The organism is Candidatus Nitrosopumilus sp. (genome assembly GCF_965263415.1).
In the GTDB taxonomy this organism is placed as follows: Archaea; Thermoproteota; Nitrososphaeria; order Nitrososphaerales; family Nitrosopumilaceae; genus Nitrosopumilus.
Genome location: NZ_OZ253671.1, coordinates 670428 through 693160 on the forward strand (window position 1 = coordinate 670428; position 22733 = coordinate 693160).

Annotated in this window: 20 protein-coding genes and 1 tRNA gene; 13 read left to right on the plus strand and 8 right to left on the minus strand. The window is 34.3% G+C overall.

Translation table 11 applies throughout. From position 1 onward, the window contains the following. Positions 1-70 precede the first annotated feature (70 nt). The 5 genes from ACQY22_RS04540 to ACQY22_RS04560 are packed head-to-tail and all read left to right on the plus strand — an operon-like array spanning position 71 to position 7670. The gene (locus ACQY22_RS04540) at positions 71-1075 is read left to right on the plus strand and encodes a methyl-accepting chemotaxis protein (RefSeq protein ID WP_428325339.1); all 1005 of its coding nucleotides are present in this window, start codon (positions 71-73) and stop codon (positions 1073-1075) included. A 31-nt stretch (positions 1076-1106) separates the two neighbouring features. Next, the gene (locus ACQY22_RS04545) at positions 1107-4916 is read left to right on the plus strand and encodes a S8 family serine peptidase (RefSeq protein WP_428325340.1); all 3810 of its coding nucleotides are present in this window, start codon (positions 1107-1109) and stop codon (positions 4914-4916) included. Between the two features lie 43 nt (positions 4917-4959). Continuing rightward, the gene (locus ACQY22_RS04550; protein ID WP_428325341.1) at positions 4960-5565 is read left to right on the plus strand and encodes a ubiquinol-cytochrome c reductase iron-sulfur subunit; all 606 of its coding nucleotides are present in this window, start codon (positions 4960-4962) and stop codon (positions 5563-5565) included. Then, positions 5549-7153 (plus strand): cytochrome b, encoded by a 1605-nt coding sequence (locus ACQY22_RS04555; protein WP_428325342.1) that lies wholly within the window; start codon positions 5549-5551, stop codon positions 7151-7153. The genes ACQY22_RS04550 and ACQY22_RS04555 overlap by 17 nt, the downstream gene beginning before the upstream one ends. A 52-nt stretch (positions 7154-7205) precedes the next feature. Then, positions 7206-7670, plus strand: coding sequence for a cupredoxin domain-containing protein (locus tag ACQY22_RS04560; protein ID WP_428325343.1), 465 nt, complete (start codon positions 7206-7208; stop codon positions 7668-7670). Here ACQY22_RS04560 and ACQY22_RS04565 read toward each other — a convergent pair. The 4 genes from ACQY22_RS04565 to ACQY22_RS04580 form a co-directional block, all read right to left on the minus strand. Further along, positions 7667-8017 carry a hypothetical protein gene (locus tag ACQY22_RS04565; RefSeq protein WP_428325344.1) on the minus strand — a complete coding sequence of 117 codons (351 nt, stop codon included), beginning with the start codon at positions 8015-8017 and terminating at the stop codon, positions 7667-7669. The genes ACQY22_RS04560 and ACQY22_RS04565 overlap by 4 nt on opposite strands. A gap of 41 nt (positions 8018-8058) precedes the next feature. Next, positions 8059-8133: transfer RNA gene (locus ACQY22_RS04570), tRNA-Arg, on the minus strand. A gap of 33 nt (positions 8134-8166) precedes the next feature. Continuing rightward, positions 8167-9009: a DNA-3-methyladenine glycosylase family protein gene (locus ACQY22_RS04575; protein ID WP_428325345.1), complete on the minus strand. Its 843-nt coding sequence runs from the start codon at positions 9007-9009 to the stop codon at positions 8167-8169. A 2-nt stretch (positions 9010-9011) separates the two neighbouring features. Next, a complete protein-coding gene (locus ACQY22_RS04580; RefSeq protein WP_428325346.1) occupies positions 9012-10277 on the minus strand; it encodes an MBL fold metallo-hydrolase in 1266 nt (421 codons plus the stop codon). A 113-nt stretch (positions 10278-10390) separates the two neighbouring features. On the opposite strand from ACQY22_RS04580, the gene ACQY22_RS04585 reads away from it, so the two are divergent. Beyond that, entirely contained in the window at positions 10391-10603 is a 213-nt protein-coding gene (locus ACQY22_RS04585; protein WP_012215921.1) for a hypothetical protein, read from the plus strand. 139 nt (positions 10604-10742) lie between these two features. Then, positions 10743-11045, plus strand: coding sequence for an ATP-binding protein (locus ACQY22_RS04590; protein ID WP_014963910.1), 303 nt, complete (start codon positions 10743-10745; stop codon positions 11043-11045). Positions 11046-11085: 40 nt separating this feature from the next. Here the strand turns inward: ACQY22_RS04590 and tgtA are convergent, their stop codons facing one another. Together tgtA and ACQY22_RS04600 are read right to left on the minus strand one after the other, a co-directional pair. After that, positions 11086-12597: a tRNA guanosine(15) transglycosylase TgtA gene (gene tgtA / locus ACQY22_RS04595; protein WP_428325347.1), complete on the minus strand. Its 1512-nt coding sequence runs from the start codon at positions 12595-12597 to the stop codon at positions 11086-11088. A gap of 31 nt (positions 12598-12628) precedes the next feature. Further along, on the minus strand, positions 12629-13177 hold the full coding sequence (locus tag ACQY22_RS04600; protein ID WP_428325348.1) for an adenylate kinase family protein: 549 nt from the start codon (positions 13175-13177) through the stop codon (positions 12629-12631). Positions 13178-13249: 72 nt separating this feature from the next. Here ACQY22_RS04600 and ACQY22_RS04605 point away from each other — a divergent pair, with 72 nt between their 5' ends. Continuing rightward, positions 13250-14437: a redox-regulated ATPase YchF gene (locus tag ACQY22_RS04605; RefSeq protein ID WP_428325349.1), complete on the plus strand. Its 1188-nt coding sequence runs from the start codon at positions 13250-13252 to the stop codon at positions 14435-14437. Between the two features lies 1 nt (position 14438). Next, positions 14439-15422, plus strand: a complete 984-nt coding sequence (kae1, locus tag ACQY22_RS04610) for a KEOPS complex N(6)-L-threonylcarbamoyladenine synthase Kae1 (RefSeq protein WP_428325350.1) — start codon at positions 14439-14441, stop codon at positions 15420-15422. Here kae1 and ACQY22_RS04615 read toward each other — a convergent pair. Next, positions 15416-15742, minus strand: coding sequence for a hypothetical protein (locus tag ACQY22_RS04615; RefSeq protein WP_428325351.1), 327 nt, complete (start codon positions 15740-15742; stop codon positions 15416-15418). The genes kae1 and ACQY22_RS04615 overlap by 7 nt on opposite strands. 37 nt (positions 15743-15779) lie before the next feature. Between ACQY22_RS04615 and ACQY22_RS04620 the strand changes: the two genes are divergently transcribed. Both ACQY22_RS04620 and rdgB read left to right on the plus strand, forming a co-directional pair. Further along, entirely contained in the window at positions 15780-16400 is a 621-nt protein-coding gene (locus ACQY22_RS04620) for a KEOPS complex kinase/ATPase Bud32 (RefSeq protein WP_428325352.1), read from the plus strand. Next, a complete protein-coding gene (gene rdgB / locus ACQY22_RS04625) occupies positions 16384-16950 on the plus strand; it encodes an RdgB/HAM1 family non-canonical purine NTP pyrophosphatase (protein WP_428325353.1) in 567 nt (188 codons plus the stop codon). The genes ACQY22_RS04620 and rdgB overlap by 17 nt, the downstream gene beginning before the upstream one ends. Here the strand turns inward: rdgB and twy1 are convergent. Continuing rightward, on the minus strand, positions 16910-17935 hold the full coding sequence (twy1, locus tag ACQY22_RS04630) for a 4-demethylwyosine synthase TYW1 (RefSeq protein WP_428325354.1): 1026 nt from the start codon (positions 17933-17935) through the stop codon (positions 16910-16912). The genes rdgB and twy1 overlap by 41 nt on opposite strands. Positions 17936-18130: 195 nt before the next feature. Between twy1 and ACQY22_RS04635 the strand changes: the two genes are divergently transcribed. Then, positions 18131-20509 (plus strand): thrombospondin type 3 repeat-containing protein, encoded by a 2379-nt coding sequence (locus tag ACQY22_RS04635; protein WP_428325524.1) that lies wholly within the window; start codon positions 18131-18133, stop codon positions 20507-20509. Positions 20510-20520: 11 nt separating this feature from the next. Continuing rightward, on the plus strand, positions 20521-22689 hold the full coding sequence (locus ACQY22_RS04640; protein WP_428325355.1) for a thrombospondin type 3 repeat-containing protein: 2169 nt from the start codon (positions 20521-20523) through the stop codon (positions 22687-22689). The last annotated feature ends 44 nt before the right edge of the window (positions 22690-22733 follow it).

A 22733-nucleotide genomic window follows, 5' to 3' on the forward strand; every position in this document is an offset into this window, starting at 1 on the left:
CCTTCTTAACGTAAGTTATAGACAATTTTTCCAGAAGTAATATCTAGGAGAATAACTGCAATTAGTTAAAATGAAATCTAAAATTTTCTTTTTGATTTTTTCTATGTTGTTAATAATACAAGTTCCATATTCTAATGCACAGTTTGATGCCACAGATGAAGAATTGATTGGGCTTAGTTTGTTTACAAATAGTAAAGTCTATGCACCATCTCATAATCTTCAAATATATGGAATTGGTTTGCCTGAAGAAAATTTAATTTTAAGATTATTTGCTCCTGATGAAACTATTGCAAAGTTTGATCAGTTAACAACTAATGCTGATGGTTCTTTTAATTACTCTTTATTGACATGGCCTCAACCTTCATCTAATTTTCCTTATGGCACATATACTGTTGAAGTAATTAGTACTGCACAAAATGGGATTTCAAAAACAATTGATGTAAAATTCTCATCTACTACTGATCTAATTGATGTTCCTGTTGAAAGACATGTTAATACACTAGTTTTTGCACCTGAAACTGCTGCGATAAATCAGCCGATTCGTGTATTTGTGCAAACAACAAGTGATGGATTATTGATCGGAAATGAAGCAGGTATTAAAGAATTATTGGGAAACACACATGTACATTTACCTTCAGGCATGACTGTAACATTAACTAGTTCATTCAAAGCTCTACATCAAGGACTGTACTATGTAGATTATACTCCAATTGAAGAAGGAACTCATGTTTTTCATGTAATAGCATTTAGTCAGGGAACAACATCTCATGGTTCTGCTGCAACAAATGTCTTAAGCCAAGATTTGGGTGGAATATCTGAACAAATAATCAGATTAAATACAATTCTGGATGATACATCCAAAGAACTAGATGTTTTAAAATCTGAAATTGAAGGATTTGATAATACATTAGAAACTGCAAGTGAAAAAATTGATAAAAGTACAGGAACAATTTCAACTTCTGTTGAATTCATTAGTGAGGCATCTTCTCAACTAAACTCTTTACTCTTTCCAATTATTGCATCCATTGGAATTATAGTTGCCTTACAGATTGCAATTTTGGCAAGAAGAAGATAGTTATAATAATGTAATACACAAAAACTCTTTGATGCCCAAAGCGGCTATTTTCTTTTCAATCCTCCTTTTATCTTCTGTAATGGTAAATTCTTATGCATATACTGGAGATGATGTGCAATTCCACGAAAAATCAGAAAAAATAGAATTTACATCTCAAATCATTGATGTTGATTCTAATTTTTTTGTTGAAAATAACCTCAAACGTTATTTGATTTTTGGAACAAACTCTCAAAATTCTGATTATCTGAAAAACAATTCAATTTATGGAATACAATCTGATAATGGATTTTTTTATGTTTCACTTTTATCTGAAAAATCAGCTTCATTGTTGGCAAGCCAGGGTATTCACATAATCGAGGATTCTAAATTAGATTTTCATTTATTAAACAATGAAATTATTGATGCTTCAAGAATTGGTGATATCACTGGTTCAAAAAATGCACAACTCAATTACAATGCATCAGGAAATGGAACTGTAATTGCAATTATCGATACCGGAGTTGATTTTTCAAACCCTGATATCCAACACTCTCTTGCTAGAAATGAGATTAATCATCCCATCATGCTTGATCCTGATGGACAAGGAATCGTTCTAACAAACTCAACTTTTTTTGCATACATTGATGAAAATGAAATCATACGAAATTACAGTAAACCCATTCCAGAACATATGACTTCTTCTGCATATGTTACAAAAGAAGGAGTATTTCTTGATCTTTCTCAAGGAGGAAAAGGAAGTGATATTCAAATTTACAATTCATTTTTTCCACAAATTGGCTCCTTCCCAATTTTTAAAGGAACCTTAGATAAAGATATGAAAATAGGCCAAGATAATAGAAACTACATAAAATCAAAAAGTGGAATATACCATCTTGGTGTAATTTATCAAGGAGGATTAAGCGGACCTCTCGCAAAAGTTCAAGTTGTACCTGTCCTTGTTGTTGATTCTTTTATTGCTGGAGTGTATGACACAATTATTCCTGATCTGAGTACTTCTTGGGAAGATTATACTCGATTTAGCTTGCCTTCCGGACAACAACCAAACTATGATTTTGATTTTACTGATGAAAAACCAATTGTTTTAGGAAGTGGTAATGAATTTCTTGTTTATGATTCAAACGATGACGGGAAAATTGATTATAGCGCTGGAACAATTGGTGCACAAGTTTTAGATGTTTATGGTGTTATTGGAAATAATTCTACTGAGATAGATGATACATTAAATGCAATTAACGGTACTCTCTTACCTGCATTAGATCCTAATGGTGAATTTTTTGGTATAATGACTGACTTTATGGGACATGGAACTTCTAGCGCTGCATCAATTACTTCTCGTGGACAAGAAACATATGATATTTACAATGATACCAAAAAATATTCTATAACTGGTGTTGCACCAAATGCAAAAATTTTACCTGTAAAAGCATTGTGGTTTGGTGATACTGTTTATGCATGGTTGTGGTCTGCAGGATTTGAAAATAACAATAATGCTTGGGAGTTTACTGGAAAACCTAGAGTAGACATTATCTCTAACAGCTGGGGAATCTCAAATTTTCCATCTTTTAAATCTGCACCTGGAATGGATGTTTTGTCATTAATTCAAAGTATTCTTGCAACTCCTCATTCCATTGATGATGATTATCCTGGAGTTGTAATGGTATCCAGTGCTGGAAACTCTGGTCATGGATATGGTACAATTGGACTACCTAATGCATCTCCCTTTGGAATCACAGTTGGAGCTACTACCAATAATGTTTTTGTTGGATATGGTCCATTCAAAGATCAACCAAGATTTGGTAATGATATTGATCACTACAATCACGTTGTTGATTTTTCAAGTAGAGGTCCTACATCAATTGGTGATCCAAAACCTGATGTCATGAGTATTGGTGCTAATGGATTCGTTCCATCTAATATGATCAAAACTACAAAAGACTCAAAGGATGAATCCTTTTCATTATTTGGAGGAACTAGTATGGCTGCACCACTAGTTTCCGGAAGTGCTGCAATTTTGATTGAAGAAATGACAAAACAATCTCAAAACTATGATCCATTTGTGATAAAAAATATCTTAATGTCTACTGCAGTGGATTTGAATAATGACCCCTTCACACAAGGTTCAGGTTTAACAAATGTTAATTCTGCTTTGGATTATGTTCATGGAAAAAATGGTGTATTTGTGATAACGAACGAAAATTCTTATGAAAATCTCAAAAAAATTCTTGAACCTACAATTGAGAATTTTAATTACACTGCAATAGGCTTTGAACAATTCAAACTTCCTTCACACTCTCTTCCTATGACTAGTTGGTTTGCAGGACAATTAATTGCAGGAGATCGAGCTATTGCCACTTTTACTATTACTAATCCTACAGATGATGAAATATCTGTTGATGTAAAATCAAAAACACTGTCTCTTATCAAACATACTCAATTTAATGGGACAACAATTCCTAGACAACAAGATTCAATTTTGAATAAAACTGGTGCATTTATTCCAAATTATGTAAAATTATCTGACGTAAAACCTCATGAAGAATTAAAAGACTTTTTTGATGAAGAATATCCAATTCCTGATGATTCATCTTTAATGATTTTAAATGTGAATTTCCCTTTTAATCAATTCATGAATAGTACATCTGATGTTTATGCTGATGACATGAAAATTTCTTCATTGTACTTGTATGATTGGGTTGATAACAACAATGATACAAAAATTTCTAGTGATGAAATATCTCTAGTTAATAGAGGTGGCTCTTGGGGGACTGTGCAAGAAATTCGAGTTTCAGAACCAAATGAAAAGTTTGATGGCGTTCCATTAGTTGGTGTTTATCCAGTTCCTACACGATACTCTTACTGGTTGGGAAACACAAATCAAAATTCAACTTCAATTGATTATACTATATCTGCAAATTATTATCAAAATGATAAATGGTCTATGCTATGGTCTGAATCTGAAACAATAACTGTTCCTCCTAATGATATTTCCACAGTAGATGTAACTTTAGTTACTCCAACTGATTTAGAAACCGGTGTTTATCAAGGATTTTTGAATTTTCAAAGTGACACACATGAAGTAAATGCACCGGTATCATTTACCATTAAAGAACCTATAACACAAAATGATTCTATGATTATAATTCATGGAAAACAAAGTGATGACATCCTTTATGGGAATGGATATACCAAAGGAGCATTTGATATGACAAATCGTTACATGGCAGGTGATTGGCGACAATATTACTTTGATGTACAAAATGAATTTGTAAATTCTGCAGCTATCGAAATTTCTTGGACTAGTGATGATACAAATCTAGCTGTATTTGTTATGGATCCATTAGGAAAAATTATTCAAACTAATGTTCCATCTGGAGTGTTTGGACATTTTCTTGGATGGCCATCACTTGATTGGTTAGGAAATTCTCTCTTTAGTCAAGGTGGTGGATTTTACCCCGTAAAAAACAAGGATGATACATCAACTGTATTGTATGTACCAATTAATCAAACTGGAACTTACACGTTGTTGACACACTCTACATTGTTTGGCGGAAATTCTTCAACTGAACCTATTACATTAGCTGCAAAATTTACAAACATTTCTACTGAAATGATGTCTCAAAATTCAGAAATTATGATTGATGATAAAACATCTTCAGACTTGGAGAAAACCACTAAAAACGAAACAATTTCTGTCAAAAAAGAAACTATTGTAGAAGAAATCACTACTCCATCTGATGACTCTGATTCTTTGCTTTTAACCGGCATTGGAATAGGAATAGCTATTGGAATTGCGATCGGAATTGTTTCTATAATTATAATTAGACAAAAACCAACAAAGTAACTGAACAAGGTTTATAAGCAATTTGGCGAGTACGTCAGCTTGAATGTCAGAGGTGGGGACGAAAAAGTCTGCCGGATTATCCCGAAGAGACTTTCTAAAGTTAATGGGTGCCGCAGGAACTGGTTTAGCTTTTGCTCCATTTGTCCCATTTGGTAATTTCATGCCAAACCCAAATCAGGCTTCACTTGAGAAAGTACCTGTTATTTTGCCTGATGGCACTCAAGCTAATGTTAACAATTATCCAATAAATCACGCTGAAGTCATTACATATCCTGCAACAGGTGATGCTGCACTTGATGCTGAAGCATTTCGTAAATGGCAATTCATTAGACTACCTGAAGAATTAGGTGGAGCAAAAAATGATGTTTCTGCATTTAGAGCTTACAGTATGATTTGTCTTCATCTTTGGTGTTTGTGGAAATATTGGCCTGATGAGGGAAGAAAAAGAGGTGAATGTCCTTGTCATGGAAGTATGTATGATCCGATGACTGGAACTGCTTTTGTTGGTCCTGCATCTGTACAAGCTGCACCATCAGATACTTTACCTAAACTAACTTTGGAAATTGATTCAGATGGATTAGTATACATCTTACCACCAAAGTTTAACGCACAAGAAAATGGAGTAATTGGATATGGCCGTTTCGCTTGAGCCAAGAAGAAACGGTGTAGTTGAATTTCTTTATTGGTTATGGGAAGGTGTAGATAGAACTATCTTTACTGCAATCAAGTTTTCATTTCCTGCAAGATTTGTAAGTCCATTTGGATTTTTGGGAATGTTAACATTCATTGTGTTTATTATTCTAGGAATTTCTGGAGCTCTGCTCATGTTTTATTATCAACCGATATTGGATAGAGCATGGGACAGTGTTCAATTCATTAATGATGAAGTCCCATTTGGATTCCACATTAGAAACATACATTATCATGGTTCTAATGCAATGGTTCTCTTAGCTGTTCTTCACATGTATTACCAATACTTTAGTGGAAGATACAAAATTAGAAATGAAGTCTTATGGATGACTGGTGTCATTTTAGGCGTTGTTACTATCTTAGAAGCATTTACTGGATATGATGTTATATTCTCTGAAAGAGCAGAACTTGCAATTAGTATTGCAGCGTCGTTGACTACGTCGATTCCTATAGCGGGTCCTGTTATACGTGACGCGGCGCTGGGTAGTGGGTTCTCTGACTTTGTGTTAAGATTCTATGCTCAACATGTGTTCTTGTTACCAATAGTTATGCTTGGATTAATGGCAGTTCACTTCCCAAGATTCTTGGTCTTTGATGTACCAATGGTCATGGCAATTGGTGGTGCTATTTTGATTACTGGTGGTGTATTCCCAATTGATTTAGGATTCAAGTTTGAGCCTACCGTACCGCCTGGTGTGACTGTCCCTGAATGGTATTTGACTGGAATTTACGCTTTCATGAGAACGCAATATGACAAGTTTGTAACAGGATTGTTGTGGCCTTTGATATTCATTATATCATTCGTATTGGTTCCATTCATTGATAGATACAAGAAATTCTCTTGGAGAGAAAGACCAATCATTACTGCATTTGGTATTACTAGTCTCGCACAAATTATGGTAACGACTTATTGGGGATTCTATATTTCTCCCGATATCTCAATTCCATTAGTTGAGCGTTTGGTAATTGATCCTGTATTCTTCTACAGTGTGATGATATTGTTAGTTCCAATGAGCTTTGGATTCACCTACATGATGATCAAACTTGCAAATGAAGCAGAAAGAAAATCAAAACTAGCAAAGAGTACTGGTCCAAAGAAAGTTGCAACTCTAAACTTGTCTGAAAAATGGATTAATTGGTTACTTGTTGCATTGTTAGCATTCCAAGTATTCCTCAACATTGCAGCATACAATGCAGCTATAACTGGAATGAATAACATCTCGTTGTTCTTCATAGGACTTATTCTGATGGTGTTTGCTGGATTCTTCCATATCTACAGATATGGAATGAGTGAACAAAAGAATGCTCCACCACCTCCACCATCCCCTGTATCTGATGAAAAACCAAAACTAGCTGAACCTGAAGAATCTTCTCAACTTGAAGGCTCTGGAGAATCTACAAAACTCCGAGAAGGTGAAACTACCGCAGAAAAACCTGAAGAGAAACCTATTGCTCCAGAAGTTTCTGCACCAAAAACCCAAGCTGACTTGGGAGTTGGTACAGACAATAATCCAAATCTTGGTACTGGTGATCTTAACAAACCATGATCTCAAAAATTTCAAACAAGCTTTATAAGAACTTGAGAGGCGAAAAAAAATTATGAGTAGTCCCACATCTAGTCATGCTTATGGTATTGGACTAATTGCATTACTTGTTGGATTGTCTGCTTCTGTAGTCTTTTACACTTCATTTTATCTTCCTGAATCTTTAGCAAAACCATCTGTATCTGATCATATTTTGCATCCTGAAGAAGAATTCTTCTTAATTGAGATTGTTCCAGGTGCAGTTATAGATGGAAATGAAAATTATGTTCCAAACAAACCAACGGTTTTGCTGACGTTTACAAATAATGTTAAGTGGATAAACAACGATGATACTGCTCATACTGTAACTCCTGATCATAGATATGCAGATGGATATAGCGGTGACTTTGGTTCTTCTGGAGTAATAAAACCTGGAGATTCCTATGAGTTCTTATTTACAGAACCAACTGTACTTCATTATTTCTGTCAACCCCATCCTTGGATGAAAGGTGAAATCTCAGTTGAGAAGAGTAGATTCTAAACTGAATACTTTGCAAAAATTATCTGACTTTCAATTTCTTTATGTTGTTCAATAATTGATGCCCTGAATTTTACTTCGTATTCTTGAGTTGGCTCAAATTTTATTACTGCTGTAAACTCTGCTTTATTCTCTGACATTACATCTTTGTTGATAAACAACCTTGCAACATTATTTGAAATGGTTTTCCCATTGTATGATTTGTAAGTGATATGTTCATTTGAATCCAAAATCTGTGTATTGATAACTACTCCATCATATCTTCCTGGATATGATACAGAAATTGTTCCTATAATTTCAGAATTTGGATGAATTTCAGTTGAATTTAATTTAAATTCTATGTCTTTCACAAAAAACACATCTCTTGGTCTGAATAAATAATTTTGTTAAGCGGGCCCAAAGGGCTTCGATCCCTTGACCATTGGATTAGAAGTCCAACACTCTATCCATGCTGAGCTATGGGCCCAAAAACCTAGCAATTAATTACCATTTTAAGGGTTTACAGCCACTTTTTTTGGTAATTTTCTCTTTCCATCTTAAAGAGAAATTGTTGTGCATATCCTGCATATGGTCCAAAATGATCTACAATCTTTTCATGTAGAATATCATATTGTTTTTCTGTAATTGTTTTGGTATTTATTTGAAATTTTTTTGAATAATACTTTTCTAAAATTCTAACCATCCACCTATCTAATGGAAATGCTTCTAATTTATCAAGAGAAAATAATAGAACGCAATCTGCGACTTTGTTTCCTATTCCTGGTATGATTCGAATTTTCTTTTTTGCATCAAAATAACTACTTGTTTTCAAATCTTCAAATGTAATTTTTTCAGAAGATATAATTTTTGAGGCATCTTTTATGAATTTTGCACGATATCCAACACCACAATTTTTAATTTCATTAATAGATGCTTTAGAAAGAGTTTTTGCATTGGGAAATAGAAAAAATTCTTGATTTTTGTATTCTATTCTTTCTCCAAATTTTTGTGATATGTTTTCAAGATTATTTTTAATTTTTTGAATATTGGAATTTGATGATACAATAAATGAAATCAAACATTGAAATGGATCTTGTTTTATGATTCTTAATCCTGGATATTTTTTTACAGCAATTTTTACTGTTTTATCTTTTGAAATTGATTTAATTATCTCATCTAAATTGTCTTTATTTCTAAAAAAATCTTTTTTGTAATTTTTTAAAGATTTTATTTTTCCATTTTTGTCTACTTGGAGAATATCTCGTCCGTTAACTCCGTACCAAAATTCTTGATTTTTTTTCCAAAGAAAGACTTGACCACTATTTATTGAATTTTCAACATCTATTGATTGGCTAATTTGCATTTTTAGACAGTAATCTCTTCATTGACTGCAGGAGAACTTGCTTCTAATCCAAATTTTTCATGAATCTCCTGTGCAAATAAATCACATGATTCTGAATCCCCATGTACTGTCAATACCTTGGGATTTCCTTTAATTTTCTTTATCATGTCAAATAATTCGTTTCTATCCGCATGGCCTGAAAATTCAAACTGCTTTACTTGAGCAGTTACATTGAGGTCTTTTCCTCTAGTTGATACTGTTCCTGTTTCTAGCAATTTTTTACCTGGTGTGCCTTCACCTTGGTAAGAAACAAGAGCTATTCCGTTTCTGTCATCAAATGCTAAATGCTGTAAATAGAAAACTGCATTTCCTCCAACTAACATACCTGCAGGTGAAATAACAACACATGGTTCATCCATTGCACGTTTTCTTTCAGAATGTTCTTTAATTGCAGTTGCTCCTTTGATTGCATCAGAAAATACTTTTGGATCTCGTAAATATTCTGGATGCTTAAACATAATTTCATTTACTTTTAGTGCCATTCCATCCATAATGATTCTGTGTTTGAAATTCACACTCTTCAAAATACATGCAATCTCTTGAGAACGTTCAACTGAAAATGATGGAATGAACAAAATACCTTTTCTGTCCATCACTTCATTTGCAAATTCTATTAGTTCTGTTTCTGACTCCTTTCTTGGTTTTTGTTCTGTCTTTGCGTAGGTACTTTCAGTAATCAGCATGTCAATTTCTCCAATATCCAAATCCATTTCTCGAAGCATTCTTGAACCATTTGTTTTGATATCGCCTGTATAGAATAGTCGCTTATTCTCAGATTCTACTAGAACTGTACTGCCACCAATCACATGTCCTGATTCTCTTAACTCAAATGTTGCATTACCTTTGGTGATTCTTTGTTTGAATCCAATCTCTTTTGCATTTTTCATCATGTTGTTTAATTCTGGTATGTCAAATGGATGTGAATTTTTTTCAATTTTTAACATATCTTCAATTAATAATTTTGATAAATCAAATGTTGGTGGGGTTGCGTAAACATCTGTATTTCCACTCACAAAAAGAGATGGAACATTTCCAGAATGATCTAGATGAGCATGAGTGATAATTATTCCATCCACATCCTTGGGCTTTACATGAAGTGGGTATTGTGGAGGTGTACCTCTTCTACCAAATAATACCCCGTAATCAAGCAAGAGATTTGTCCCATTACAATTCACCAAAAAGCCTGATCTGCCTACCTCGTTGGCAGCTCCTAAAACTTTAACATTCAAGAATTAAGATGATTTTTCATCTACGTTAAAACCTTCTTGAGGTAGAGTCGATCATTATGCTAGACATGGAATCTTCAAAAGCTTTAATTAGTGCAAGCTAAGATCCGATCCTCATGGGAAGAAGCTTCCAAGAATGGTTAGGACAACAAGATCAAGCCGTCGTCGCTAAAACACGTGCTGGTGACGAAGCAAACAAACCGCTCCTAAACCAAATTAACTGGATTTGGGTTAACAATCTGATGAATCAGAAAGCAGACCTTAATCCATCTTCTGCAGAACTACTTGACTGGGTTACTTCTGGTCAAATAGACGCAATGAGAAAATAAACGTGATACTCACGTTATCTTTTTGTTTTTTAATTTTTTAATCTAGATTCTGCGCATAATATTTGTCGATCAAATTTCATAACAGGGTTATGGATATCAATCATGGTTTAAATAGTAATCAAGCATTCTTAGTTTTGTAATGCCAATAGCAATACTTCCAGACATCGATGAACAAAGATGTATCGGATGTGCACTATGTGTAGAAATCTGTACAACTCTTGGTCCTGATGTCCTTAGAGTAAAACCTGTTGAAGGCTGGAAGAGAGGTAAAGCATTTGTATTTTATCCAGAGAGATGTATTTCTGATGGTGCATGCATCGGTGTATGCCCAACAAAATCAATCTTTTGGATGAGACCAATGAATTACACTGCTGGACAACCAGTACCTCTTCACAAAAACGGTGTCTTCATCAACGGTTGGGCAGAAGACGCAGCACTATAAGGCTGAATCTTTTAGCACATTCTTTTTTCTTATTTTTAATTTACAAAAAAGATTTTTTCTTGATATTTTTTGGCAAAGTTTTTACAAAATATTTTAAAAATTCATCATCTTTGTCGTATCGAATTTCTGAAAATTGATTGTTATCAAAAAACATCTTCCAAGTTTTTTTAAATTCCGTATATTCTTTAGGATCAAAATTCATTCTTGATGTTTCATGGTGTGCAGCAGGGAAAATATCTGAAATCTCAATTGGAATTAATCCTAATTGAGGATTGTATTGACAAATTTGAGTTCCCTCAAAATCTTTGAGTTTTTTTGATAGATTCACAAATTGATGTGATAAGTAACCTGGTTTAGTTGATGATTCTTTTATGATTAGGAGTTTCTTTTTCTTTGATTTGAATTTCCTTACTATTTCATGAAATGATTGTACTTCAGGTCTGTATTGATCCTCTTTATCAAATAGAAAAATTGCTCTTTCCTTAAATTTTGGTGTTCCAATTTTTAAAAACTCTGAATTTTCTGTCATCACTTCTATCATTTCAAATAATTTTGGATGGGCTCTTGCTTTTTTGATAACATATTCCCATAATCTACCTTCATGAATTGCTTGCTTGACTTTGTCTACTTCTAGTTTTATTGCGTGGAGATTATGGATGGCAAGTTGGTTGATTTTCTCAATAGATTCTAACTGTCGTAATTCATCAGGAGTATATCTTGTACATATTTCACAATTACATGGAAAAGTCACAATATCTGACAAATATCGCGTTCCATCTTCTGTAATGTACCTGTTTTGCTTTGCGTATAGCATGTATGATGCAGAATCAAATGTGTCACAACCTAATGCTACTGCAAATGGAATAGTTAGTGGATGTCCTGCACCAAATAGATGTAAAGGTATGTTCTGTGGAATTTGTTTTTTTGCTGCAACAATCATTTGAGCTAATAATCTGTATTCGTATGACTCCATAAATTCAACTGGACTGCCCAATGCTAACATCTTGTATCCCATTTTGAGCAAACCTTTTGTTGATTTTGCAACAAGATCAAAATGTTCTCCTCCTTGGATTGGCCCCATCCAAATTTGCCCATTGTCTTTACTGTCTTCAATAGTTTGTTTGCAAACTTTGAGGGTATGTTTGACATATGCTTCTGCTTTTTTAATGGGAAGTCCAAACCCTGTTGGTTTGTCTAACGGTATTGCAAAATCTGTCATTATACCTTGTTCAAAACTTGCCATCTCTTCGGGTTCTACTGGAACATCTCCGTACTCTAACACTTGATATCCACCAGAGTCCGTCATTATTCCTCTGTCGTAATCAATAATTTTATGAATTCCTTTTTTCACTGCTTTGTCTCCATAATTATTTCTAGTAATGTATGCATTTGTAATTACTAAATCAAAACCAATCTCTTTGATCTTTTTTGAAGGAATTGTTTGTTTTACTGGATGAATAACTGGAACATATGCAGGAGTTTCAATTATCCCGTGGTTACTTTCTATTTTACCTATGCGGCCTGCCAAATCTGTCTTTGATATTTCAAACAAGTATCTTTTCAAATCAAAAGGCGTTATTTAATCAATCAATAAAAAATTTTTTCAAATCATTATTTTTAGTAACTAAATCTAGCCAATCTACTTCTTCTGAATGAATATTGCCTGAAATTACTGATTCTACTTTTTCTAGTACTTCTTGAACACTTCTTTCAGTTACATTAATCTGGATAACTTTGTCTTGAAATTGGTTTTTTGCATCATATGTGATAACTCCTAAAATCTCACTACTTGCATTTTCTTTACTTTTTTTATGTGAATAGCCTCTTTCATCATACACTTGAATCAAATCATATGGACTGCGTCTCAAAACAATAACTTTGTCAATTTTGTCTTTTTCTAAAACATAAGGTGCTAAATGTCCTATAATGATACATCTGTCTAAATTTTTTTCTTTAATAATTTCTTGAAGTTTTTTTACATCTACATCATTTGATTCATCATTTTTCTCAAACAATCCTGATTTTTTTGCAACCTCGTTAATGTCAACTATATCTAATTTTGATTTTTGTGAGAATTCCTTTCCAATAGTATGTTTGCCTACACCAGGCGTTCCTGTAATGACTATTGACATATGATAGATTGAAAAGGTTATGATTAAACGATTTCTGCAATACTAATAAGTAGAAATGAATTTTTGAGATCATTGCAAATTGGTCTTTTAGGTAAAGCAAATGTAGGAAAATCTACCTTTTTCTCAGCTGCAACTGAAACTCCTGTGGCTTCTGGAAATTTTCCATTTACGACTATTGAACCCAATGTTGGAGTTGCATATGTTAAAGCTGATTGTGCTTGTAAACATTTCAAAATCGAACATCAAAATGATCTTTGTGTTAAAGGTACTCGATTTATTCCTGTAAAACTTATTGATATTGCTGGTCTAGTCCCTGGAGCTCATGAAGGAAAAGGTTTGGGAAATCAATTTCTTGATGATGCAAGACAAGCTGAAGTTTTGATTCATGTTATTGATATTGCTGGAACTACTGATATTCAAGGACAACCTGTACCACCTGGAACTCATGATCCACTTGAGGATGTAGAGTTTGTTCAAGATGAATTTGATTTGTGGTTTGCTGATATTTTAAAACGTGAATGGGATAAAATTACACGAGAAATTCATCAGAAAAGAGCAAAACTTACAGATGGAATTGCAAAACGATTCACTGGTTTAGGCATAAAAGATTTTCAAGTACAAGATGTACTCCAAAAACTTGGTTTCATTTCAAGAGATCCAAAAGAATGGAATGAAGATGATATTGTTGAATTTGCCCGAGAACTAAGAAAAAATACAAAACCAATGATCATTGCAGCAAACAAAGCTGATTTATGTCCTGACCTTGATATCACAAAAAAAATTAATGATAATGTTATTCCTTGTAGTGCAGAAACTGAATTATTACTACGAAAAGCATCAAAGGCTGGAATTGTAAACTATTCCTCTGGTGATGAGGGATTTACAATTACAGAAGGAAAAGAGATTGCTCCGCCACAACAAAAGGCACTTGACTTGGTAAAATCTGTCTTTGAAAAAATCCATTCTACTGGAATTCAGAAAATTCTCAACACCGCAGTTTTTGATTCCTTGGATTTTATTGTAGTTTATCCCGTTGAAGACGAAACAAAACTTACTAACAAAGATGGAGTAATTCTTCCTGACACTAAATTGCTTCCTGAAGATTCTACTGCAAAAGATTTGGCTGAATTAATTCATGCAGATATAGCAAAAGGATTTCTGCATGCAATTGATTGTAAAACGAAGCAGAGAATCAGTGGTGATCAAAAATTAAAAAATGGTGATGTGATAAAAATTGTATCGACTCTAAGTAGGGGATAATATGTTAGGACTAGGAATAGAAAGTACTGCCCATACTTTTTCATGTGCAGTTATAGAAAAAAAAGGAAATAAAGGAAAAATTTTATCTGATGTTAGGAAAATTTATCGTCCTGCAGATGGAGAAGGAATTCATCCACGAGAGGCATCAAGACATCATATTGAAAATAGTTCACTAGTGTTGTCTGAATGTCTTGATGAGGCAAATATCAAAATCAATGACTTGGATATTGTGTCTTATGCAGGTGGTCCTGGTTTGGGGCCTTGTTTGCGTGTAGGTGCTGTAGTTGCAAGATCATTGGCATCTTTTTACAAAATTCCAATTTATCCTGTAAATCATGCATTAGGTCATATTGAATTAGGAAAACTACTAACTGGTGCAACTAATCCTTTGGTACTTTTAGTATCTGGAGGTCACACAATGCTTTTGGCATTTCTCAATAAACAGTGGAGAGTATTTGGTGAAACTTTGGATATTACTTTGGGGCAACTTCTTGATCAGTTTGGAAGATCAATTGGTTTTGCTTCCCCCTGTGGAAAAAACATTGAAGAATTAGCAACAACATCTTCTAACTATGTTGTATTGCCCTATTCAGTTAAAGGAAATGATGTTTCGTTTTCTGGATTATTATCTGCAACAAAATCTGTTGCAAAAAAAAGCAAAGTTGATGCATGCTATTCTCTTCAAGAGACTGCTTTTGCAATGATTTCAGAAGCTGTAGAACGTGCACTATCCTTTACAAGAAAAAAAGAACTAATGATTGTAGGTGGTGTTGCAGCCAACAAACGATTATCTGAAATGCTGCAAGATGTGTGTAAACGACATGGCGCAAAATTCTATGTTGTTCCTCTGAAATATGCTGGAGATTGTGGTAGCCAAATATGTTGGACAGGACTTTTAGAATCCCAAATAAAAAAAGGTGTGTCACTAAAAGATACTTTTGTTACACAATCTTGGCGATTAGATACTGTTAAAGTAAATTACTGATTTTTGTAATTTGCAACTGCCTCATCAATACTCTTGAGCCAACTTTTTGTGTTAAACACACCAAACTTGTATGTTTTTTCACCATCATCTGTGTTTACAATAAAACATACTTTTTTCATAAGTAATCCCTCTTTCCACGTTTTAGTTACGTTACCTAATGTAACATCTAGTATTGTATCTCCCATATGTTTTGAAAAATCCATCATTCTTGCTCTAGTTTTATCAAAAGCTAATCTTTGGTTAGTTAATGTGAGAATTCCTGAACCTAAACTATCTTCACTACAATCTTCCTGTTTCAGTCTCTCTTCTCCATCTTCCATGATTAATTTTTATTGAATTCATTTGAATATAACGTTAATGAAATTAATCAAAAAAGGTGCAGAAGCTGATATTTATCAAACTATGTGGCAAAATTCTAATGTCATTCTAAAAATTAGAAAGATAAAAAATTATCGAAACTCTTCGCTTGACTCAAAAATTAGAAAACAACGAACTATAAAAGAATCTCAAATAATTTCACAAGTAAAATCATTTGGTATTCCTGTACCTCTAGTTTATTTTGTAAATCTAAAAAATACATCAATTATCATGCAACAAATTCCTGGAAAACCTGTTCATGATTTATCAGAATCAAAAATAATTCAATTATCTAAAACAATTGGAAAATTAGTTGGAATGCTTCACAAAAACGGTATCATGCATGGAGATTTAACCACTTCAAATTTTATTTTCTTCAAAAATAATGTATATGTTATTGATTTTGGTTTATCTCAAAATACAATCAAACCTGAAGATCACGCAGTTGATTTACGATTAATTAAAGAAATCTTAAACAGTGCTCATGCAAAAATCATGATTCCTGCTTGGAAAAATTTCTTGCTTGGGTACAAATCTGTAGTTGGTAATGCCAATTATGTGAAAATTACTAAATTGGTATCAGATATAGAAAGCCGTGGTAGATATGCACAAGTCGTTTGATCTATACTTTGTATCTTCAAACTCTCACAAGTACAAAGAAGCTAAAAGTATTCTAAATTCATTTGGAATAAAATTAGGTTTTTTCAAATTAAACCTGGAGGAAATCCAATCAAGTTCTCTAAAAGATATTGCAGAAAACAAAGCTAAAGATGCATTTTCAAAATGTAAAAAACCAATAATTATTGAAGATGATGGTTTGTTTATTGATTCTTTAAATGGATTTCCAGGACCTTATTCTTCATACGTCTTTAAAACAATTGGTAACAAAGGAATTCTAAAACTCCTCTCATCAAAAAGAAATGCAAAGTTTGTTTCAATAATCACTTATTGTGATAAAAAAATTATCAAAACTTTTGATGCAAATTTAGATGGTATTATATCAAAATCTCAAAAAGGTAAAGGTTGGGGGTATGATCCAATTTTCATTCCAAAAAACTCTAGAAAAACTTTTGCAGAAATAAATTATAAAAATGAACTATCCCATAGATTCAAAGCGTTAAAAAAATTCTCTAATTGGTATTTGCATAAGATGAAATCCAACGATCAATAAATCTTTCATTGTTTTGTAAAATTGAAATTCGTGAAACAAAACTTTCATCCATTATTGAAAATATTTGACTTTGTTTTGCAATTTGTTCACTAAATCTTTTCACTTCTTCCATCTCTAACATGTTTGAATGTTCTAATCTGTTGGTGGAACGTCCAATATGCATGTATGATTTTATTTCTATAAAATGTGGGCTTGCTTCTTTGAACATTTTGGCGAATGCTGGAATCATAGATTTCTGATCATTATAATTTCTAATCAAAGTTATTCGTAGAACAGTTCGTGTGTTGAGGTGTTTTAACATACCAAGTGTTCTATTCCATCTTTCCCATGAATCGTCATACTTTGGTTTATTAATTTTTAAAAATGATTTATAGTCTGCTGCATTAGTTGATAAATACAATTGTGTTGGAAGCGCGTCCTCATCTTGTAGTTTTTGAATCATATCTGGTTCTTGACCATTTGTTACAAGAAAAATTGATTTTGTTGCTTCAAGTGAATTTAGATACTTTATCAACTCAGGTAATTTTGGATACATTGTTGGTTCACCTGAAAGTGAAATTGCATAGTGACTAGGAAGTAATGATTCATCTAATCTTTGTCTATCATTTCTTGAATCTCCATAATACCCATTGATCAATTTTTTTCTTTCAGCCATTAGTTTGGTTAAAATTTCTTCAGGTTCAGCAACCTGTTCTGGTTTCATTTCTAATGAATCATAAAATTCCATTGGTCTCCAACAATATACACAACGATTCTCACAATGCATTCCAGCTGGCGAAAATTCCATACATCTATGAGTCGAAATTCCATAAAACTTGTGTTTATAGCAACTACCTTCGTGTTTGAATGATTTTTTTGTCCAATGACATAGTTCTACAGTAGAATGATCCGAAATTCCATACTTTGCTTTTTTTAATTGTTCAGAAATTGCAGGTTTGATCTGAATTAGCTTTTCTTCTTCAACTACCTCCCCAGAACAACTCATAAGTCCAGATCTTGTTTTGGTTTACTTAAATTGATCGAGTTTTTTTGTTAAGGGTTGAAATTTTCCCAAAACCATTGATATTTTTGGTCAAATTTAGAGTGAGGTTTAATAACTGGATCCTCAGGAATATTTTAGGCATTGAAGAAAATACATACTCTACCATTCCTATTGTTATTGCTAACTACTCTAACTAGTATGCCCATGAATCCTGCATTTGCAGCAGGTGATATAGATAATGATGGAGTTGATGATTCTGTTGATGCATGTCCTAATTTACGTGAAGATTATGAGGGTTCTATTGATGGTTGTCCATCAAACTTTGTTCCATGGTATGATGAAGACTATGATGGAATAGAAGATCATATTGATCAATGTCCTAATCTTAGAGAACATTACAATCTTTTCCAAGACGAAGATGGTTGTCCAGATATTTCTCCTGAAGGAGGACCAGGTGGATTGCCTGACTCTGATGGTGATGGGTTTGTCGATACTGTAGACTTGTGTCCAAATCAACCTGAAACTTTTAACGGTATTTTGGATAGAGATGGTTGTCCAGATGACTTTGGTTCTGGTGACCGAGATAGAGATGGTGTTCCTGATTCTATTGATCAATGTCCGTTAAGTCCAGAAACTTACAATAGATTCCAAGATGAAGATGGCTGTCCTGATGCAGCAAATAATTTAGCTTTTGTTGATACTGATAATGATGGCATACAAGATTCAATAGACTTGTGTCCCACCGAACCTGAAGTGTATAATGATTATTTAGACACTGATGGTTGTCCTGATGTTACGTTAGATTCTGATTTCATTGATACTGATGGTGATGGAATTGCAAATCAATTTGATATTTGTCCTACTGATCCTGAAACTTTCAATCGTTTTGCTGATTATGATGGTTGCCCTGATTCTATTCCATCATTTATCGGTTCTTTGAATGATGCAGACGGTGATAGAATTATGGATGTTGATGATGCATGTCCGTTAGAACCTGAAAGATACAATGGCTTCCAAGATGAAGACGGTTGTCCTGACATTCCACCTTATTCAAGTGATAGTGATTCAGACCGAGATGGAATTCCAAACAGTATTGATCAATGTCCTACTGTAAAAGAAACTTACAATAAATTCCAAGACTTTGATGGTTGCCCTGATCTTGTTGCAGATAATATGGGTGCAATTGATACTGACGGTGATGGAATAATTGACAACCGAGACTTGTGTCCAAATCAACCTGAAATTTATAATGGCTTCCAAGATAGAGACGGTTGCCCTGACTCTTATGGTACCGGTGACCGTGATTTAGATGGCATTATTGATTCAATTGATGAATGTCCACTTGCAAAAGAAACTTACAATAAATTCCAAGATGAAGACGGTTGTCCAGATTCTTTATCTGGATTATCCGCACTAGATTTTGACGGTGATGGCATTCATGATTTGAATGACCAATGTCCACTAGAACCTGAAACATTTAATGGATATCATGATGAGGATGGTTGTCCAGATGTTTCTGTTATGGATTCTGACGGTGATGGAATTAGAGATGCATTAGATCAATGTCCTTCAACATCTGAAACTTGGAATAGATACAATGATGAAGACGGTTGTCCTGATGATCCATCTGAAGCAGATTCAGACTTTGATGGTATTTTAGATTCAGTAGATCAATGTCCTCTAGATAGAGAAAGATACAATAACTTCCAAGATGAAGACGGTTGTCCAGATTATCCTGACTTCCTTACGAGTATGGATTCAGACTTTGATGGATTGGTTGATTCAGTAGATCAATGTCCTCTAGTTCCAGAAACTTACAATAAATTCCAAGATGAAGACGGTTGTCCAGATTCTGTAGCTGATAACAAGGGCTCTCCAGATTCAGATAATGATGGAATAAATGATTACAATGATCATTGTCCAAATCAACCAGAAACCTATAACGGAATTCTTGATCTTGACGGCTGTCCTGATGATTACATCCTAAGTCATGATAGAGATCAAGATGGAATTCCTGATGCAATTGATGCATGTCCAACCGCAAAAGAAACTTACAATAAATTCCAAGATGATGATGGATGTCCAGATACAATATCTGAATCCTTTGTAGTTGATTCAGACAATGATGGAATTCTTGATATTGATGATGAATGTCCACTAGTTGCAGAAAACTATAATGGCTTCCAAGATGAAGACGGCTGTCCTGACGTTGATGACATCCAACCAGATTCCGACGGTGATGGTGTGCCTGATGTAATGGATATGTGTCCAACTCAAAGTGAAACCTGGAATAACTATGTTGATTATGACGGCTGTCCTGACATTCTTCCAATTGGAAATGTGGTAATTGATAGTGATGAGGATGGAATTAATGATGATGTTGATTTATGTCCAAATCTTAAAGAATCTTGGAACAAATACAACGATACTGACGGCTGTCCAGATATTGCTCCTGAACAATCTAGATACAAACATGATGCTGATTTAGACGATATTATCAATGAAAATGACATGTGTCCACTTGAACCAGAAGACTATGACGGTGACAACGATACTGACGGCTGTCCAGACTCTTAGGTGTTTGTAAAATGAAACAATATCTTTTAGGATTTTTACTTTTACTTACCCTAACTATTGGAATGGCACCAAGCAGTGTTTTTGCAAATGAAACAATTGATACTGACGGTGACGGTGTTCCTAATGCAGTTGATCAATGTCCTAATCTCTTAGAAGACTATGATCCTGAATATGGCAATAACATTGACGGCTGTCCAGCTGATTTTGTTCCTTGGTATGATGCTGATTATGATGGCATTCAAGATCATATTGATAACTGTCCTACTGTAAAAGAAACTTACAATAGATTCCAAGATGAAGACGGTTGTCCTGATTTATCCCCTGATGCCGGTGTTGAAATTGCTGATACTGACGGTGATGGTTTTCCTGATTATCTAGACCTGTGTCCAACACAGGCTGAAACATTTAATGGAATTGATGACACTGACGGCTGTCCTGATGATGATCATTCTGTAATTGACAGTGATCAAGATGGAATCTCTGACAGTAAAGATGCATGTCCACTAGAACCTGAAACATATAATCAATACCTAGACACTGACGGTTGCCCTGACTCTGTTGATGGTATGGTGGCAGGATATACATTCCCAGATACTGACGGTGATGGAATTGAAGATAGATGGGATACTTGTATTAATGAGCCAGAAAATTACAACAATAATCTAGATTGGGACGGCTGTCCTGATATTCCTGGAGTGATAAATCCTGAATCTCCTGATGCTGACTTTGATGGTATTCCTGATGACAAAGATGCATGTCCACTAGACCGTGAAAATTATAATAAATTTGAAGATGGCGATGGTTGTCCTGATGTTGTCAAACATGTAATATTTGGTGATTCTGATGGAGATGGAATACTTGATCAAAATGATTCATGTCCATTTAGTCCTGAAACTTACAACAAATACCTAGATACTGACGGTTGTCCTGATTGGGTTGCTGATAACAAACTTTTAGCAGACACTGACGGTGATGGAATTATTGATAATCTAGACTTGTGTCCAACACAACCTGAAACATATAACGGCATCTTAGATACTGACGGTTGCCCTGATGACTCTCTTTATAGATTTGATGCAGATATGGATGGAATTTTAGACATTGATGATGCATGTCCACTAGAACCTGAAACATATAATTTGTATCAAGACACTGACGGTTGCCCTGACTCTGTTGATGGTATGGTGGCAGGATATACATTCCCAGATACTGACGGTGATGGAATTGAAGATAGATGGGATGCTTGTATTGATGAGCCAGAAAACTTTAACGGATTTTTAGATACTGACGGTTGCCCTGAAATTGAAGGTACATCTGGAAATGATATGCTTGATGCTGACTATGATGGTATTGCAGACCATTTGGATCAGTGTCCAACCATTGCAGAAAGATATAACAAATTCCAAGATGAAGACGGTTGCCCTGATAGTGTTCTTTATCAAACAATAGGTGACTTTGACGGTGATGGCATCTTTGATGATGTTGATCAATGTCCAACTGCCAAAGAAACTTACAACAAATACCTAGATACTGACGGTTGTCCTGATTGGGTTGCTGATAACAAACTTTTAGCAGACACTGACGGTGATGGAATTATTGATAATCTAGACTTGTGTCCAACACAACCTGAAACATATAACGGCATCTTAGATACTGACGGTTGCCCTGATGACTCTCTTTCTAATCTTGATTCAGATATGGATGGTATCTTAGACATTGATGATGCATGTCCACTAGAACCTGAAACATATAATTTGTATCAAGACACTGACGGTTGCCCTGATTCTGTTAGCACTGTAGATTCTGCATATGCATTCCCAGATGCAGATGGTGATGGAATTGATGATAGATGGGATGCTTGTATTGATGAGCCAGAAAATTATAATGATAATCTTGATTGGGATGGTTGCCCTGATGTCTTAGGAGCAGAATCTACTACTCCTGTTTATGCTGATTCTGATGCTGACGGGTATCCTGATGTTGTAGATTCCTGTCCAACTGAATCCGAAACTTGGAACAAATACCTAGACACTGACGGTTGTCCAGATATCGCCCCAGAACAACAAAGATTTGTCCATGATGATGATCTAGATGACATCATTAATGATGAAGACTTGTGCCCACTTGATCCTGAAGATTATGATGGTGACAGAGACACTGACGGTTGTCCTGATCCATAAGTCTGATTGAGTTTATACAAAAGAATCTATTTAACGTGAGACTT